General features: G+C 64.0%; 13 protein-coding genes. 6 read left to right on the forward strand and 7 right to left on the reverse strand.

Annotation, left to right across the window (positions count from 1 at the left end; genetic code table 11):
- Positions 1 to 39: 39 nt before the first annotated feature.
- The 4 genes from EJ078_RS19610 to EJ078_RS19625 form a co-directional block, all read right to left on the reverse strand.
- Positions 40 to 684 carry a TetR/AcrR family transcriptional regulator gene (locus EJ078_RS19610; protein WP_127403456.1) on the reverse strand — a complete coding sequence of 215 codons (645 nt, stop codon included), beginning with the start codon at positions 682 to 684 and terminating at the stop codon, positions 40 to 42.
- A 298-nt stretch (positions 685 to 982) separates the two neighbouring features.
- The gene (locus tag EJ078_RS19615; protein WP_095800509.1) at positions 983 to 2,020 is read right to left on the reverse strand and encodes a phosphotransferase; all 1,038 of its coding nucleotides are present in this window, start codon (positions 2,018 to 2,020) and stop codon (positions 983 to 985) included.
- Positions 2,017 to 2,502, reverse strand: coding sequence for a MaoC family dehydratase (locus EJ078_RS19620; RefSeq protein ID WP_275955103.1), 486 nt, complete (start codon positions 2,500 to 2,502; stop codon positions 2,017 to 2,019). The genes EJ078_RS19615 and EJ078_RS19620 overlap by 4 nt, the downstream gene beginning before the upstream one ends.
- Before the next feature lie 44 nt (positions 2,503 to 2,546).
- Entirely contained in the window at positions 2,547 to 3,362 is an 816-nt protein-coding gene (locus EJ078_RS19625) for an SDR family oxidoreductase (RefSeq protein WP_067325820.1), read from the reverse strand.
- Between the two features lie 114 nt (positions 3,363 to 3,476).
- Between EJ078_RS19625 and EJ078_RS19630 the strand changes: the two genes are divergently transcribed.
- The 3 genes from EJ078_RS19630 to EJ078_RS19640 all read left to right on the forward strand — a co-directional run bounded on the left by EJ078_RS19630 (position 3,477) and on the right by EJ078_RS19640 (position 6,280).
- Complete coding sequence (locus EJ078_RS19630) at positions 3,477 to 4,715, forward strand: acyl-CoA dehydrogenase family protein (protein WP_208720790.1); 1,239 nt, start codon at positions 3,477 to 3,479, stop codon at positions 4,713 to 4,715.
- A 5-nt stretch (positions 4,716 to 4,720) separates the two neighbouring features.
- Positions 4,721 to 5,758, forward strand: a complete 1,038-nt coding sequence (locus tag EJ078_RS19635; protein WP_067325827.1) for a zinc-binding dehydrogenase — start codon at positions 4,721 to 4,723, stop codon at positions 5,756 to 5,758.
- Positions 5,759 to 5,821: 63 nt separating this feature from the next.
- A complete protein-coding gene (locus EJ078_RS19640; RefSeq protein WP_164748180.1) occupies positions 5,822 to 6,280 on the forward strand; it encodes a hypothetical protein in 459 nt (152 codons plus the stop codon).
- 27 nt (positions 6,281 to 6,307) lie between these two features.
- Here the strand turns inward: EJ078_RS19640 and EJ078_RS19645 are convergent, their stop codons facing one another.
- The 3 genes from EJ078_RS19645 to EJ078_RS19655 form a co-directional block, all read right to left on the reverse strand.
- The gene (locus EJ078_RS19645) at positions 6,308 to 9,439 is read right to left on the reverse strand and encodes an efflux RND transporter permease subunit (RefSeq protein ID WP_127215383.1); all 3,132 of its coding nucleotides are present in this window, start codon (positions 9,437 to 9,439) and stop codon (positions 6,308 to 6,310) included.
- The gene (locus EJ078_RS19650) at positions 9,436 to 10,593 is read right to left on the reverse strand and encodes an efflux RND transporter periplasmic adaptor subunit (RefSeq protein WP_127215382.1); all 1,158 of its coding nucleotides are present in this window, start codon (positions 10,591 to 10,593) and stop codon (positions 9,436 to 9,438) included. Before EJ078_RS19650 ends, EJ078_RS19645 begins: the two co-directional genes overlap by 4 nt.
- 246 nt (positions 10,594 to 10,839) lie before the next feature.
- Positions 10,840 to 11,670 (reverse strand): MurR/RpiR family transcriptional regulator, encoded by an 831-nt coding sequence (locus EJ078_RS19655; RefSeq protein WP_067002767.1) that lies wholly within the window; start codon positions 11,668 to 11,670, stop codon positions 10,840 to 10,842.
- 146 nt (positions 11,671 to 11,816) lie between these two features.
- Here EJ078_RS19655 and EJ078_RS19660 point away from each other — a divergent pair, with 146 nt between their 5' ends.
- From EJ078_RS19660 to EJ078_RS19670, 3 genes are all read left to right on the forward strand, one after another.
- Positions 11,817 to 12,635 (forward strand): N-formylglutamate amidohydrolase, encoded by an 819-nt coding sequence (locus tag EJ078_RS19660; protein WP_127215381.1) that lies wholly within the window; start codon positions 11,817 to 11,819, stop codon positions 12,633 to 12,635.
- Between the two features lie 22 nt (positions 12,636 to 12,657).
- A complete protein-coding gene (locus EJ078_RS19665) occupies positions 12,658 to 14,214 on the forward strand; it encodes an amino acid permease (RefSeq protein WP_067002581.1) in 1,557 nt (518 codons plus the stop codon).
- Positions 14,215 to 14,301: 87 nt separating this feature from the next.
- Complete coding sequence (locus EJ078_RS19670; protein ID WP_095778816.1) at positions 14,302 to 15,672, forward strand: glutamine synthetase family protein; 1,371 nt, start codon at positions 14,302 to 14,304, stop codon at positions 15,670 to 15,672.
- The last annotated feature ends 28 nt before the right edge of the window (positions 15,673 to 15,700 follow it).

A 15,700-nucleotide genomic window follows, 5' to 3' on the forward strand; every position in this document is an offset into this window, starting at 1 on the left:
AATCAAGCGACCGGCGTTGTGTCAAGCCGGCGAAGCCGGTCAGCAGTTGACCGGTGTTTCGGTGAGCGGGGGTATGTCCTGCGCCGACAACGAGGCCAGCATGAAGTCGCACATCCGCTTCACATAGGCCCGGGGGTCGCCGAACGGATAGAAGGGAAAGGTGATCAGCAGCGAGATCGTGCCGTGGCCAACGGTCCACAGCATGGTGGCTATGGCGCGAGGGTCGCCTTTGAGCTTGCCGGCTGCGACGCAGGCCTCGACCCTTTTGATCAGCACCTTCATCGCCGGATTGCCCTGTTCCATGTCCTCGTAGCTCCGGCCTTCCGGCAGCCGGGTCTTCTCTGTCATGAAGACGGTGCGGTATTCATTGGGATTGCCGAGCCCGAAGGCGGCATACTCGGTCATCACAGCCCGCAGCGCCTCAACGGGATCGTCTGCCGGGTGCTCCTCGATGCGGCGGGCAAGCGTTTCGAACGCGTCCTCGGCGAGCGCGAACAGGATGTCCTGCTTATCGGCAAAATAGGAATAGACCGACATCGGCGCGTAGCCGACCCGCTTGGCAAGCTTGCGAATGGTAAGCCCTTCGTAGCCCTCTTCCTGCACAAGCTTGTGAGCTGCGTCGACCAGTTCGGAACGAAGCTCGGCTTTCTGTTTCTCGCGGCGTTTCTGAACGCTCAGCGGCAATTTCCGCCTGCCTTTATGGTTGGTTGCCTGACAAAATTATATACGCTGTACGGAAACGGACAAGGGAGCGGCCTGGTTCCCCAAGATACGCCCTAACGCTTTGTTCCTACTTAATTCCGAACAGGAAAGCCGCTACCCACTTTTTCCGAACTAGATCGCGCTAATGCCGCCGTCCAGCGCCTGCGCATGGCCGCGAGCCCTCAGTGGCGAAGGCTTTGGCCGCGCCGCTGCCGAGACCGCCTGTCGCACCGGTGATCAGCACCGTCGCTCCATCGAAACGGCCCGTGGCTTGGCTCCCTCAACTTTTCTTGTCAATCAGTTCCACCGCCAGCGCGGCGAGCAGCTTTACCGCCTCGCCATAGGTCCTGGCCTTTTCCGGGTTGGAGGCATTGCCGTCCAGCCCGCGGCGGTAGACACCCTGGCAGATCGCCGCCAGGCGGAAGAAGGAGAAGGCGAGGAAGAAGGTCCAGTTGCCGATGCCGTCGATGCCGCGCCGGCGGCAATAGGCGGCGACATAGGCCTCCTCGGACGGCAGGCCGATCGAGGCGCGGTCGATGCCGTCTAGGCCGCGAAAGCCCGACGCATGCGGCAGCCGCCATTGCATGCATTGATAGGCGAGGTCGGCAAAAGGATGGCCAAGCGTCGACAGTTCCCAGTCGAGCACGGCGATGACCTTCGGCTCGTCCTTGGCGAAAATCATATTGTCCAATCGGTAGTCGCCATGCACCAGCGAGACCCGGCCGTCATCGGCCGGCATATGCGTCTCCAGCCAGGTCATCAGCCGATCCATAGCGGCTATGCTTTCGGTTTCGGAGGCGCGGTACTGACTTGTCCAGCGCGCGAACTGGCGCTGGAAATAGCTGCCGGGCTTGCCGAAATCGCCTAAGCCCACAGCCTCGACATCGACTTGGTGCAGGGCGGCGAGGGTCGCATTCATGGCGTCGTAGATCGCGGCACGCTCGTCATTGCCGGATGTATCCGGCAGCGACGGATCCCAGAAGATGCGCCCGTCGAGGAACTCCATCACGTAGAACATGCGGCCGATCGGCGTCATCTCGCCTGAAAGATGGAGCATGCGCGGCACCGGCACGGAGGTCGTGCTCAGCGCCTGCATGACCCGGAATTCGCGGTCGACCTGATGTGCCGATTTCAGCAACTGCCCCGGCGGCTTGGCGCGCAGCACGTAGCGGCCGCTGGCGGCGGTCAGCAGATAGGTCGGGTTCGACTGTCCGGACTTGAATTTTTCGGCCGCGCAAAGCTTGGAAAAACCAGGCAGATGCGCTTCGAGATAAGGCGCAAGCGCTGCTTGGTCGAGCGCGTTGGCGTCGCCGCTCATGCGGTCTCGGGCTGGCGCTCGATCAGCGTCAGGGTCAGCCAGCGCGCGGTGAGCGCCGGCTTCTTCGATCCTTCGATCTCGATGGTGACGTCGTGCGCCGTCTGCACCCATCCGGAAGGCCGCACCTTGACGTCGGCCAGCACGAAATGGGTGCGGATGCGCGAGCCGGTCTTCACCGGCGCCAGGAAGCGCAGCGTGTCGAAGCCGTGATTGACGCCCATCTTGGTGTTTTCGATCGGCGGCATGGTCTCGAAGGTCATGGCCGACAGCAGCGACAGCGACAGGAAGCCGTGCGCGATGGTGCCGCCGAACGGCGTCTCGCGCGCGGCCCGTTCCGGATCGCAATGGATGAACTGGTGATCGTCGGTGGCGTCGGCGAACTGATCGATCATGCGCTGCGTCACCGTGCGCCAGGGCGACACGCCGACTTCCTTGCCGACGCAGGCCAGAAGCGTATCGAGACTGATCGGTTCCACGCTGATGTCCTCCGCACCCCGCCCGATCGCGATTGCTTGAACCGGGCGTCCTACTCCTTGAACAATGTCATCCCGTGCTGCACCGACTGGCCGCCGTCGATCGGCAGGATGGCGCCGGTGACATAGCTTCCGGCACGGCTGCACAAATAGAGCGTTGCGCCGGCAATGTCATCCGCCACGCCGATGCGGCCGAGCGGAACATGGCTGCCGACACGTTTCGCCTGCTCCTCCGTGGCGGTGGCAAAGGCCGTCATCCGACTCTGGAAGGGACCGGGCGCAAAGGCGTTGACGGTGATGCGGCGGGCGGCGAATTCGATCGCCAGCGTGCGCGTCAGGTGATGCACCGCAGCCTTGGAGGCGGTGTAGGAATAGGCGTCGTCGGCCAGCGGCTGCGTGCCCATCACCGAGCCCAGATTGATCACGCGGGCCGGGTCATCGTCGCTTGCTGCAGCATCGAGCAGCGGCAAGAGCTCGCGCGTCAGGTGGAAGACGGCGGTGACGTTGACGCCCAACACCTTCGTCCAGGCGTGGTAGGGAAACTCTGCGAGCGGCGCGCCCCAGGAAATGCCGGCATTGTTGACCAGGATGTGCAGCCGGTCCGTTCGGACCTTCACCTCGGCAACCAGCGCGGCGATGCCCGCTTCGCTGGACACGTCGCCGGCAAACCCCTCGGTCCGACCGGAGCCGCCCTGAGCGTTCATTTCGTCGGCGACCCGCACACAGTCCTCGCCCTTGCGCGAGGCGATCATCACAGTGGCGCCGGCCTGCACCAGTCCGGTCGCCACCATGCGGCCGATGCCTGTTGCGGCACCGGTCACAAGCGCGGTCTTGCCGACGACCGAGAACAGCTTGTCGAGATAGCTCATCCTAATTCCTCCCGCGCGCCTCGTCCCGGCCGGAACCGAAGGACTCGCGTTGACAAGGCTAGCCGAAGTACGGTCATCCTTGCCACGGATAAAGAAGCGAAAGGGTCGGAACCGATGGCGGACATGAACCTCGGCATGACCGAGCGGCTGAAGCCGATCCATCAGCGCGTGGCCGCGATGGTGCGCGACGAGATCGCACCGCTCGGCGAGGAGTTTCTCGCCGAGGTCGGCAGAAACGGAGACCGCTGGACTTACACGGCCAGGCAGACTGAAATCCTCGAAGGACTGAAGAAGACGGCGCGGGAGCGCGGGCTGTGGAACTTCTGGCTGACCGATTCCAAGCGCGGCTACGGCCTGTCGACGGTCGAATATGCCTATTTGGCGGAGGAGATGGGCAAGGCGCATCTCGGCGCAGAGACCTTCAACTGCTCGGCGCCCGATACCGGCAATATGGAAGTGCTGGAGCGCTACGGCTCGGAAGAGCACAGGCGGCAATGGCTGGAGCCGCTGCTCGAAGGGAAGATCCGCTCGGCCTATCTGATGACCGAGCCGGACGTCGCCTCATCCGATGCCACCAATATTTCGATGCGCTGCGAGCGGCAGGGCGACGACTATGTGCTTAACGGCGAGAAATGGTGGGCGTCCGGGGCCGGCGATCCGCGCTGCGCCATCTATATCGTCATGGTGAGGACCGGCTCGGACGAGGAGCCGCAGCATCGCCGGCATTCGATGATCCTGGTGCCGGCAGAGAGCGAGGGGATCACCAAGCTCCGGCCAATGCAGGTCTATGGCGACGACGACGCGCCGCATGGCCATATGCATCTAAGGTTCGAGGATGTGCGGGTGCCGGCGGCGAACCTGATCCTCGGCGAGGGCAGGGGCTTCGAGATCGCGCAGGGACGGCTTGGGCCAGGCCGCATCCATCATTGCATGCGTGCGATCGGCCAGGCCGAGATGGCGCTGGAGATGTTGTGCCAGCGTTCGGTGCGGCGCGCGTTCGGCCAATCGCTGGCAAAGCTCGGCGCCAATTTCGACATCGTCGCCGAATGCCGCATGGAGATCGAGATGGCGAGGCTCTTGTGCCTGAAGGCAGCTTGGATGATCGACCAGGGCGATGCACGCGCTGCGGCCCCTTGGATCAGCCAGATCAAGGTGGTAGCGCCGCGCGTCGCGCTCAAGGTCACCGACGAGGCGGTGCAGATGTTCGGCGCGCAAGGCATCAGCCAGGATACGCCGCTCGCCCGCTCGTGGACGCATCTGAGAACTCTGCGGTTGGCCGACGGGCCGGACGCCGTGCACCGGCGGCAGGTGGCGCGCGCCGAGCTCAGGAAATACACGCAGGAGAAGATCTGACCGCCATGACGCTTCCATCGGAAATGCGAGGCTTGCTGCTTGTCGGCGACGGCTACAGCAAAACGCCTTCGGCCAGCGTGCCGGAGGCGATGGAGCCTTATTTGAAGCCCGGCAGCATTGCCGTGCCGGCGCCTGGTCCGACACAAGCGCTGATCAAGGTCAGTCTCGCCTCAATCAACCCGTCCGATATCGCCTTCATCACAGGGCAATACGGCCAGCCCCGTGTGCAGGGCCGGCCGGCCGGATTTGAGGGCGTCGGAATCGTGGCCTCGACTGGCGACGATCCATACGCAAAAAGCCTTGCGGGCAAGCGCGTCGCCTTCGCCACCGGCGTGTCGAACTGGGGCGCCTGGGCAGAATACGCGGTTGCCGAGGCGGCTTCCTGCATTCCACTGCTCGACACGGTGCGCGACGAGGACGCCGCGGCGATGATCGTCAATCCGCTGACCGCCTTAGCCATGTTCGACATCGTCAAGCAGGAGGGTGAGAAGGCCTTCATCATGACTGCCGGCGCCAGCCAGCTCTGCAAGCTGATCATCGGGCTGGCGAAAGAGGAGGGTTTTAGGCCGATCGTCACCGTGCGCCGCGACGAGCAGATCCCGCTGCTGAAAGGGCTGGGCGCCGCCCATGCGCTCAACGAGAAGGCGGCGGATTTCGAGGCCGCGCTGCGCGAGGTGATGAAGGCGGAGCAGCCCCGCATCTTCCTGGACGCAGTGACCGGACTGCTTGCCTCGGCCATCTTCAACGCCATGCCGAAGCGCTCGCGCTGGATCGTCTATGGGAGGCTCGACGCCGAGCCGACTGTCATCCGCGAGCCCGGCCAACTGATCTTCCAGCACAAGCGCATCGAAGGCTTCTGGCTGGCCGAATGGATGCGGCAGTTCCGCGACCGGCTCGGCCCGGCGGTGCTGGAGGCACAGAAGAGATTTTCCGACGGGCGCTGGTCGACGGATGTGACAGCGGTGGTGCCGCTGGACGAGGCGATGGCCAGGCTGTCGGACGAGCTGGCCAAGCCGAACGGCAAGGTGTTTGTTAAGCCCTGATCAAAATAACTCGAGGTCGCGTCTATGAGGCTACGGTGGTTTGTCGGATTCGTCCTGGTGTCAATGGCAGGTACATTTAGTGCCGAGGCCGCCGACAAGTTCCCGCCCATTTGGCGCAAGTCGATGACCAATGATCCGGGTACGAACTATTTTCTCAATAAATATTCGGCCTCTTTGAATGATCCAGCATCGACCGCAATTAGAAATATCATGCTGGCGCGCGTCGTCGGCTCTGAATGCCAGTCATCGCGGCTCAGCAAGGCCAAGGTCAGGGCCTATCGCAATAGCATGCTCGGCTCGCTTTCGTCGGATGCGATGAAAGCGGCTGCATTCGCAGCCGGCAGCGAATTGCGCAACTTCGACTATGAAACGCTCGCGCATCTTTGTGCCGGCATCGATTATCAATTTGGGCCGAAAGGAGTGCTCATAGCGGGAGCCGTTTCGTCTGGCAAAGGCGAGCCAAGATATCCCTACGATCAGCGCAATCCATACATTCGGCTGCCCGATTTCACCGGCAAGTAGCTGAGCTGCCTGGCTCGTGCCTGCGCACTATTCCGCCGGCTCGACATTGGCATAGGCGGCTTGCTCGAGTTCGCGCTTCACGCGGGCTTCCTCATGCGCCTTGGGCGTGACGAAGCGGCCAAGCAAGAGATAGGCGACAGGGGTCAGGAAGAGCGTGGAGACGGTCGCCAGGCCAAGGCCGCCGACGATCACCCAACCGAGCGCCACGCGCGCCTCGGCGCCTGCGCCCGAAGCCAGCACCAGCGGCACGCCGCCGAGCACGGTGCAGATCATCGTCATCATCACCGGGCGAAGGCGAATGGTGGCAGCCTCTTCGATCGCCTCGCGCACGCCAAGCCCGCGGTCGCGCAGCTGGTTGGCAAACTCGACGATGAGGATGCCGTTCTTGGCCATGACGCCGACCAGCAGGACCAGGCCGATCTGGCTGTAGGCATTGAGACTGGTGCCCGACAAAAGCAGCGCGAAGATGGCGCAGGCGAGCCCGAGCGGCACTGTCGCCATGATGATGACGGCGCTGACGAAGCTCTCGAACTGGGCCGCCAGCACCAGAAGAATGATGACCAGCGCGAAACCGAAGATGGTCGCCATGGCGCTGTTGCTCTCGCCGAGTGTCGCCGCCTCGGCCAGCGGCACGATCCGCGCGTCCGACGGCAGCAGCGGTGTTGCGATCTCCTCGGCGCGGGTCAGCGCATCGCCGAGCGCGAAGCTGCCGCCGAGACTGGCGGTGATCGCCACCGACGGCTGCTGCTGCTCGCGAGTCAGGGACGGCGGCACGGCGCGCTCGGTCAGCGTGGCGATGGTCGACATCGGCACGAAGCGGCCGTCCGACGTTTTCAGGAAGATGTTTTCCAGATCCGTCGGATCGTTGATCGGATTGGTGGTCGAGACCAGCTTCACGCCATAGCTGCGGTCGGCGATGTAGACGTCGACGACATCGTTGCCGTCGAGCATCGCCTGCAGCGTGTCCGCAAGCCCGGTGATGTCGATGCCGAGGTCGGAGGCGCGCTCGCGGTCGATGGCAACGGCAAGCTGCGGCTGCGTAAGGTCGACGGAAAGTCGCGGTGATTGGAAGCGCGGATCCTGCCGCATTTCCTCGACGATCTGCACCGCCGCCGCGCTTAGCGCCTTGCGGTCGTTGCCGACCAGGGCGAATTGCAGGCCGCTGCCCGCGCCGCGGATGCGAAGGCTGTTGGGCTGAACCGGGAAAACGCGGACGCTTGGCACCTGCTTTGTCAGGCGGCTGATCTCGGCCATGATCTCCTGCTGGCTGCGCGTCCGCTCGGCCCACGGCGCCAGCGTCATCACCATGAAGCCGCTATTGTAGGCGCCGTTGTTGCCGGCATTCGCGAAGGTGCTGCGGATCTCGCCGGAATCGCGCAAAGGCTGGATCAGCCGCTCGATCTTGCGCATCTGCTCGGTCGTGTAGTCGAGGCTGACTCCTTGCGGCGCGTTGATGCGCAGCAAAACGACGGCGCGGTCTTCGGTCGGCGTCAGCTCCTGACGTATCGTGCCGAACAAAGTGAAGGCGGTGCCAGCGAAGAGCATAGCGACGAGCACTACGATCCAGGGGGCGCCGAGGCAGGCATGCAGGCAGCGCTTGTAGAGCCGATGCAATGCGCCGCCGATGCGAGCGCCCACGCCGCTGCCACCTTCGTGGTGAAGAGAGGCGCTGGTCAGCATGCGCGAGGCGAGCATCGGGCAGAGCGTCAGCGCCACGACGCAGGAGAGCAGTACCGACATCGCCAGCACGAAGCCGAACTCGCGAAAGAGCCCGCCGGTCTGTCCCGGCAGGAAGGAGATCGGCACGAAGACGGCGACCAGGGTCAGCGTCGTGGCAACGACGGCGAAGAAGACTTCCTGGGTGCCGAGCACGGCGGCCGCTCGCGGCCCCATGCCCTCGTTGCGGCGGCGCACGATATTTTCGAGCACGACGATGGCGTCGTCGACGACGAGGCCCGTCGCCAGAACCAGCGCCAGCAGCGTCAGGATGTTGATGGAAAAGCCGGCGAGGTAGATCGCGGCGATGGTGCCGATCATGGCGACCGGCATCGACAGGCCCGGGATCAGCGTCGCGCGCCAGTCGAGCAGGAAGGCGTAGATGACGATCAGCACGATCGAGACGGAAAGCGCGAGCGCGATCTCAACCTCGTGCACAGCGCCGTTGACGAAGACGGCATCGTCGCTGGTGACCTTGATCGACATGCCTTGCGGAAGGTTTGCCTGGAGCTTCTCCACGGCGGCCCTGACGCCGGTCGATATATCGAGCGTGTTCGATTCCGCCTGGCGGATGATGCCGAGGCCGATGCCGGTTTTGCCGTCGGAGCGCAATGAGGTCTGGCCGATGTCGGGGCCGAGCGTCACGGTGGCGACGTCGCGGATGCGCGTCGCGCCGCCGATGACGATGCTCTCGAATTCCTCCGGCGTGGTCACGTCGGCCGTCGTGCGCACGACGAGGTCCTGGTTGGTGGTGGTGATCGAGCCGGCCGGGGAATCGAAGGCGACGGAGGCGAGCGCCTTGCGCAAATCCGCCACGGTGAAGCCATGGCTTGCCAGCTTGTTCTGGTCGACATCGATGCGGAAGATTTTGTCGCGGTCGCCGGACACCTGGACGTCGGCGACTCCTGGAACGGCGGCGAGCTCGTCCTCGATGCGGTCCTGGACCAGCACCGTCATGTCCTGCACCGACATGGTGTCGGACGTGACCGCCAGCCGCATCACCGGGTCGGAATTGGCGTCGGCCTTGACGATGCGCGGCGCATCGGCGGTCTCGGGCAGTTGGTTGGTGATGCGGCTGACGGAATCGCGGACATCGGAGGCGGCTACATTGAGATCGACGCCGTCGTTGAACTCGATGGTGACGCGGCTCTGGCCGAAAGATGAAGTCGACGAGATCGACTTGACACCCGAGACGCGCGCGACGGCGCCCTCGATCGGGTCGGTCAACTCGCGGTCGACGGTTTCGGCGGCCGCACCCTCGAAGGTGGTGTTGACGGTGATGACCGGGCGGTCGACATCCGGCAGTTCGCGGATTTCGACGCCCCAGAAGGCTGCGAGGCCGGCGACCGCGATGAGCGTGTTGAGCACGAAGGCCATGACCGGCCTGCGGATGAAGAGCGCGGTCAGGCCCGATCCCGCGGTCTGGTCGCCGGTGGCGCTCATGAGCCTTCGGCCGCGGTGGCGCGGTCCTCGCCGGCGATCCGGACGTCGCCGCCTTCGCTGACACTCTCCGTGCCTTCGGTCACCACCATGTCGCCGCTCTCGACGGGAGCATCGATCAGCACCGTCTCGGTGTTGCGCTGGATGATGCGCACCGGCACGCGCTTTGCCTTGCCGTTTTCGACGGTCCAGATATAGGCGCCGTCGGTGCCCCACTGGATGGCCAGTGGGCTGACGGCCGGATAGGTGTCGCCGGGGAATTTCATGGCGATCTGGAACGACATGCCGGCGCGCAGCGAATCCGCCGGGTTGGCGATCGTCGCCTTGACGAGCAGCGTGCGGCTGTTCTCGTCGATATGGTTGTCGATGGCCGAAACCGTGCCGGAATAGACCTGGTTGGGGTTGGCCAGCGGCGTGGCCGACAATCGCTGTCCGACCTTTACAGCGGCGGCGAAACGCTCCGGCACCCAGAAATCGACCAATATGCTCGAGCGGTCGTCAAGCGTGGCGATCGCCGACTGGCTGGTGACATAGTTGCCGGCGGCGATCGGCAGGATACCGACAGTGCCTTCGATAGGCGCGACGACCGAGCGGCGCTCGAGCGCGAGCTCGGCATCGCGCAGCGCCAGCTTGGCATTGGCGAGCGCCACCTCGGCATCCGCGACGGCAACTTGCGTGGCGGCATTGGAGGCTCGCAGAGACTTGACCCGGTCGAGCTTCGCCTGGGCGTCGTCGAGCGCGACCTTGGCACGGTCGCGCGCAATCACTTCCGTCTCCGAATCGAGCCTGGCGATGACATCGCCTTTTTCGACATGGGTGCCGGACTGCACCGGCAGTTCGGTGAGGCGGCCGGAAGAGTATGGATTGACAGTGACTGTCGCATTGGCGCGGCCGGTCCCGATCGCCTGAAGCCTGTCGTTGATGGTGGCGGTGCCGGCAGGGGAGGCGACAATGGTCACGATCTGGCCGGCGCGATTGCGACCGGACCGGGCAGAACCGGTCTCGATGCTTCCCGTGGCGGGGGGCGTCGCCGCAATCGCCCAGTCCATACCCCAGCGTGCCAATACCTCAGGCGCGCCGGGATAGAAGCGCGCCCAGGCGGCCGCAGCGGCAACCACGATCACCAGCGCAAGAACAATCTGTTTCCAGCTCGACATTGACACTCCAGCGGCAGAATCGTCCGCCGGTTCCAAGTGGAAGCAGGCTGAGCGACGATACGGCGTGAGAGCGATACCGGCCACGCCACATCATAATATCAGCGTTTTATGGCAATTATCACGCAAACGTGCACATTAAATCTCGGTAACGTGAAGCGGGATCATCGCTTCGGTCCCACCTTTTGCCGCAATTTGGGGGATGCCGGCCGCCATTCGGTTAAAGGAAAACCGAACGGACGGAACTGCCTAGCGCAGGCTCTCCAGGTCGCGGATGCGCTTGGCGCCGGCGGCTTCGAGCTGCCTCGTAACCGCGCCGATCAGCGTTTCGGCGACGACAAAGAGGGCGGCGGATGAATCCCAGGCCGAAGGCACGGCGGTACGCCCGGCGATCACATGGCGGGCGAAGCGGGCGATCGGCGAGAGCCACTGATCGGTGAAGAGCACGATTTGGACGCCGCGCTGGTGCGCCTTCTCGGCAAAGCGGAGCAGACTTTCCTGGTAGCGCCTGATGTCGAAGATAACCAGGACGTCGCGCTTGCCCATGTCAATCAGCCGGTCGCGCCAGATGCTCTCCTGGCCGGCGAGGTGGTAGACGTCTGGCTGGATGATGGCGAGATGGGCTGCCATGTAGCGCGCGAGCGGATCGGTGAAGCGGCCGCCGATCAGAAAGGTCTTGCCGCGGCGCTCGGCAAGCCGTGCGGCAATGTCGGCCAACTGCTTGTCGGTAAGGTGCCGGAACGTCTCGCGCATGTTGTCGAGCGTCGCCTCCAGCATCGGCGAAACGGCGCCGCCATTGGCGGGCGACGCCGAGTTGAGCGTGCGAGAGGCCGGCGACTGCAATTGCGCGGCCAGTTCATCCTGCAGCGCCGACTGGAATTCGGGATAGTTCTGGAAACCCAACCTAGCGACGAAACGCAGAATCGTCGGTGAGGAGACTCCCGCCGCGGTCGAGAACTCGGCCACGGTCTTCAGCCCGGTCAGCGGATAGTTGGCAATCAGCGTCTGCGCGGCGCGGCGCTCGCCTGCCGGCATGGTGCCGATGCGGTCCGAAATCAGTTCGGCAATACTGGAGATCATCGTTTTCCCCACCCTTTGACCCGGTCGCCGCCGTTTTCGGAATTCCGCGTTTGACAAAGCCGCGTAAACTGTATGAAATCATTCACAGGGGCGCAATGAGGCAAATTACGTAACATAAGATACAGCGCTCCCGAGGGGACGGCAGTATGGCCAAAGCACGGCGCGCCAGCCTTGCACCGTCGGAGACCGTGAGGGTGACCAACCCCGGCGGCTCGAGCCCCTTCGTCCTCACCTGCGATCACGCCTCGAACTTCCTGCCCGCCGAATTCGGAACGCTCGGGCTGCCCGCCGAGGATCTCTCCCGGCATATCGCCTGGGATCCGGGCGCGCTGCCGGTCGCCAGCCGGATGGCCGACGCGCTCGACGCCACGCTGGTCGAAACCCGCATCTCGCGCCTGGTGATCGACTGCAACCGCCCGCTCGACGCGCCGGACCTCGTGCCGCCGGTCAGCGAGGCGACGGCCATTCCGGGCAATTCGAATCTCTCTGGCAAGCAGCGCGCGGAGCGGATCGATCTCGCGTGGCGTCCGTTCCACGACTCGATCGCTGAGATCATCGAGCAGCGGCTGGCGCTCGGGCAGGAAACGCGCCTGGTGTCGGTGCACTCCTTCACGCCGGTTTATAAGGGCAGGAGCCGTCCCTGGCATATCGGCATCATCCATGACGACGATCGCCGGCTGGCAGCGCCGCTGATATCGGCGCTCAAGCGGCTGTCCGGCGTCACCGTTGGCGTCAACGAACCCTATTCGCCGGCCGACCGCGTCTATTTCACGCTGGAACGGCACGCGCGCTCGCGCGGCCTTGCCTGCGCGATGATCGAAATCCGCAACGACGAGATCTCCGGCGAGACCGGGCAGCGGAAATGGGCGGATCTGCTCACAGGCATATTCTCGAATCTGGAGCCCGAGGAGGCCAGGGGCTCCCGACAACGCGCAATGGGAAAGTCAGTACAGTCGGCCAGCTAAGAAACCACAGGGGACTTCCAACATGGCAGCAAATGACTACACCGAAGTCGACAAGGCTGAGGACATACAGGTCCTCCACAGCATGGGCTATGCCCAGGAACTGGAGCGGCGCCTCAGCCGCTTCTCGAATTTCGCGGTTTCCTTCTCCATCATCTGCATCCTGTCCGGCGGCATCAACTCGCTGGCGCAGGCGACCTCCGGCGCCGGCGGCATCGGCATCGGCATAGGCTGGCTGGTGGGCTGTTTCGTGTCGCTCACCTTCGCGGTCGCCATGTCGCAGATCAGCTCGGCCTATCCGACGGCCGGCGGCCTCTATCACTGGGGCTCGATCCTCGGCAATCGCGGCACCGGCTGGGTTACCGCCTGGCTCAACCTGCTTGGCCTGATCACCGTGCTCGGCGCCATCAACGTCGGCACCTGGACTTTCTTCGTCGGCGCTTTCGGGCCGGCGCTGGGCATTGAAAACAACCTGACCACCCAGACGATCTTCCTGGTCATCATCACCGGTGCGCAGGCGCTGATCAACCATCTGGGCATCAAGCTGACGGCAAAGCTAACCGACTTTTCGGGCTATCTGATCTTCTTCGGCTCGATCCTGATCGCGGTGGTCTGCCTGCTCTCGGCCGAGACCTGGGACTTCAGCCGCCTCTTCACCTTCCACAACTACTCAGGCGATGCCGGAGGCGGCGTGTGGCCGCAGGTCTCGAACGCCTGGGTCTTCGCGCTGGGCCTCCTGCTGCCGATCTATACGATCACCGGCTATGACGCCTCGGCGCACACGTCGGAGGAAACCATCAAGGCGGCTTCTTCCGTGCCGCGCGCGATGGTCATGTCGGTCATCTGGTCGGCGCTGTTCGGCTACCTGTTCCTGGCTGCCTTCGTGTTGATGATCCCGAACATGGACGAGGCCGCCAAGCAGGGCTGGAACGTGTTCTTCTGGGCCTTCGATCAGCGCGTCGGAACCGGACTGAAGGAGTTCGTCTATCTCGTCGTGTTCCTGGCACAGCTGCTGTGCGGCCTTGCCACCGTCACGTCGGCCTCGCGCATGATCTTCGCCTTCTCGCGAGACGGCGGCCTGCCCGGCTCGGCAGCGCTTTCCAAGGTCAGCCCGACCTATCGCACGCCCGTGGCGGCGATCTGGACAGCCTCGATCCTGTCGGTGCTGTTCGTGTGGGGCTCGTCGGTGGTCTCGGTCGCCGGCACCTCGGCCTACACGATTGTGGTGTCCTGCACCGTCATCTTCTTGTTCCTCTCCTTCACCGTGCCGATCGTGCTCGGCATGATGGCCTGGGGGACGCCGAAGTGGGACAAGATGGGGCCGTGGAACATGGGCCGCGGCATCTTCATGCTGTTCGGTCTGCTCTCGATCGTGTCGATGATCCTGATCTTCGTCATCGGCATCCAGCCGCCGAACGACTGGGCGCTCTACATCACCGTCGGCTTCTTCATCCTGACGGCGGTCGTCTGGTTCGCCTTCGAGCGCAACCGCTTCCAGGGGCCGCCGCTCGGCGACATCATCGCGGCGCGCCAGGCGGCGATCAAGGCGGCAGAGCAGGCGGTCGGCGAGACCGGCCACTGATATCGAACATCATCGCCCTGGCCGGCGTCACGCCGGCCAGGGCTTCGTTTCTCCCTTTCAATCGACAAGTGTTGGAGTGCCAAAGGAATGGCCGGGAATTTCTCGTTCGATCAGTTGAAGAAAGCGGTCTCGAACGGCGAGGTCGACACGGTGCTGGCCTGCATCGTCGACATGCAGGGCCGGCTCGCGGGGAAGCGCTTCCTGGCCCAGTATTTCGTCGATTCCGCGCATGGCGAGACGCATGGCTGCAACTATCTGCTGGCCTGCGACATCGATATGGAGCCGGTGCCGGGCTACAAGGCGGCGAGCTGGTCGAAGGGTTATGGCGACTTTGTCATGAAACCCGACCTGTCGACGTTGCGGCGCGTCCCATGGCTGGAGAAGACGGCGCTGGTCATCTGCGACGTGCTCGATCATCACGACCATGAGGACCTCGCGCATTCGCCGCGCGCGATCCTGAAGAAGCAGGTCAAGCGCCTGAGCGAGCGCGGCTATATCGGCTACTTCGCCTCCGAGCTCGAATTCTACCTGTTCAGCGAAACCTATGAATCGGCGCGCAGGAAGCACTGGCAAGGGCTCGACAGCGCTTCGCCCTATATCGGCGACTACCAGATCGGCATCACCACCAAGGAAGAAGGCGTCATGCGCCGGCTCCGCAACGAGATGGAGGCAGCCGGTATCCCGATCGAAAATTCCAAGGGCGAGTGGGGTCCGGGCCAGGAAGAGATCAATGTGCGCTATGCCGAGGCGCTCGAGATGGCGGATCGCCACGTCATCCTGAAGAACGGCGCCAAGGAGATCGCCGATTCCGAAGGCAAGGCCATCTCCTTCATGGCCAAGTACAATTACGGGCTCGCCGGCAATTCCAGCCACATCCACAATTCGCTGTGGAGCGCCGACGGCGGGACGCCGCTGTTCTTCGACAAAAACGCCGAATGGACGCTGTCGAGCCTCGGCCAGCAATGGGCGGCCGGCCAGCTCAAATACGCCAAGGAGTTCACCTGGTTCCTGGCGCCGTACATCAACTCCTACAAGCGCTTCCAGGCCGGCACCTTCGCGCCGACCAAGATCATGTGGAGCGAGGACAACCGCACGGCGGGATTCCGGCTGTGCGGCGAGGGTACCAAGGGCATCCGCATGGAATGCCGCATCGGCGGCGCCGATCTCAACCCCTATCTCGCCTTCGCCGCGCTGATCGCGGCCGGTCTCGCCGGCATCGACGAGAAGCTGGAGCTGCAGAAGCCGTTTGTCGGCGACGCCTATCAGGCGTCGCAACTGCCGGAAATCCCGAAGACGCTGCGCGATGCCACCGAGACGCTGGAAGGCTCCACGATGCTGAAGCAGGCCTTCGGCGAGGAGGTGATCGAGCACTATGTCCACACCGCCCGCTGGGAGCAGTTCGAATACGACCGCCGTATCACGGATTGGGAACTGCACCGGGGGTTTGAACGCTACTAAAGCTGTAATCGACGTTGACTGAACCTAA

It is taken from the genome of Mesorhizobium sp. M1A.F.Ca.IN.022.06.1.1, assembly GCF_003952605.1.
Classification (GTDB): domain Bacteria; phylum Pseudomonadota; class Alphaproteobacteria; order Rhizobiales; family Rhizobiaceae; genus Mesorhizobium.

What these genes read in the sequence shown, in the direction of transcription:
- EJ078_RS19615 (WP_095800509.1), bottom strand. Translation starts at nt 2,020, where the DNA reads ATGAGCGGCGACGCCAACGCGCTCGACCAAGCAGCGCTTGCGCCTTAT.
- EJ078_RS19625 (WP_067325820.1), bottom strand. Translation starts at nt 3,362, where the DNA reads ATGAGCTATCTCGACAAGCTGTTCTCGGTCGTCGGCAAGACCGCGCTT.
- EJ078_RS19630 (WP_208720790.1), top strand. Translation starts at nt 3,477, where the DNA reads ATGGCGGACATGAACCTCGGCATGACCGAGCGGCTGAAGCCGATCCAT.
- EJ078_RS19635 (WP_067325827.1), top strand. Translation starts at nt 4,721, where the DNA reads ATGACGCTTCCATCGGAAATGCGAGGCTTGCTGCTTGTCGGCGACGGC.
- EJ078_RS19640 (WP_164748180.1), top strand. Translation starts at nt 5,822, where the DNA reads ATGGCAGGTACATTTAGTGCCGAGGCCGCCGACAAGTTCCCGCCCATT.
- EJ078_RS19645 (WP_127215383.1), bottom strand. Translation starts at nt 9,439, where the DNA reads ATGAGCGCCACCGGCGACCAGACCGCGGGATCGGGCCTGACCGCGCTC.
- EJ078_RS19650 (WP_127215382.1), bottom strand. Translation starts at nt 10,593, where the DNA reads ATGTCGAGCTGGAAACAGATTGTTCTTGCGCTGGTGATCGTGGTTGCC.
- EJ078_RS19655 (WP_067002767.1), bottom strand. Translation starts at nt 11,670, where the DNA reads ATGATCTCCAGTATTGCCGAACTGATTTCGGACCGCATCGGCACCATG.
- EJ078_RS19660 (WP_127215381.1), top strand. Translation starts at nt 11,817, where the DNA reads ATGGCCAAAGCACGGCGCGCCAGCCTTGCACCGTCGGAGACCGTGAGG.
- EJ078_RS19665 (WP_067002581.1), top strand. Translation starts at nt 12,658, where the DNA reads ATGGCAGCAAATGACTACACCGAAGTCGACAAGGCTGAGGACATACAG.
- EJ078_RS19670 (WP_095778816.1), top strand. Translation starts at nt 14,302, where the DNA reads ATGGCCGGGAATTTCTCGTTCGATCAGTTGAAGAAAGCGGTCTCGAAC.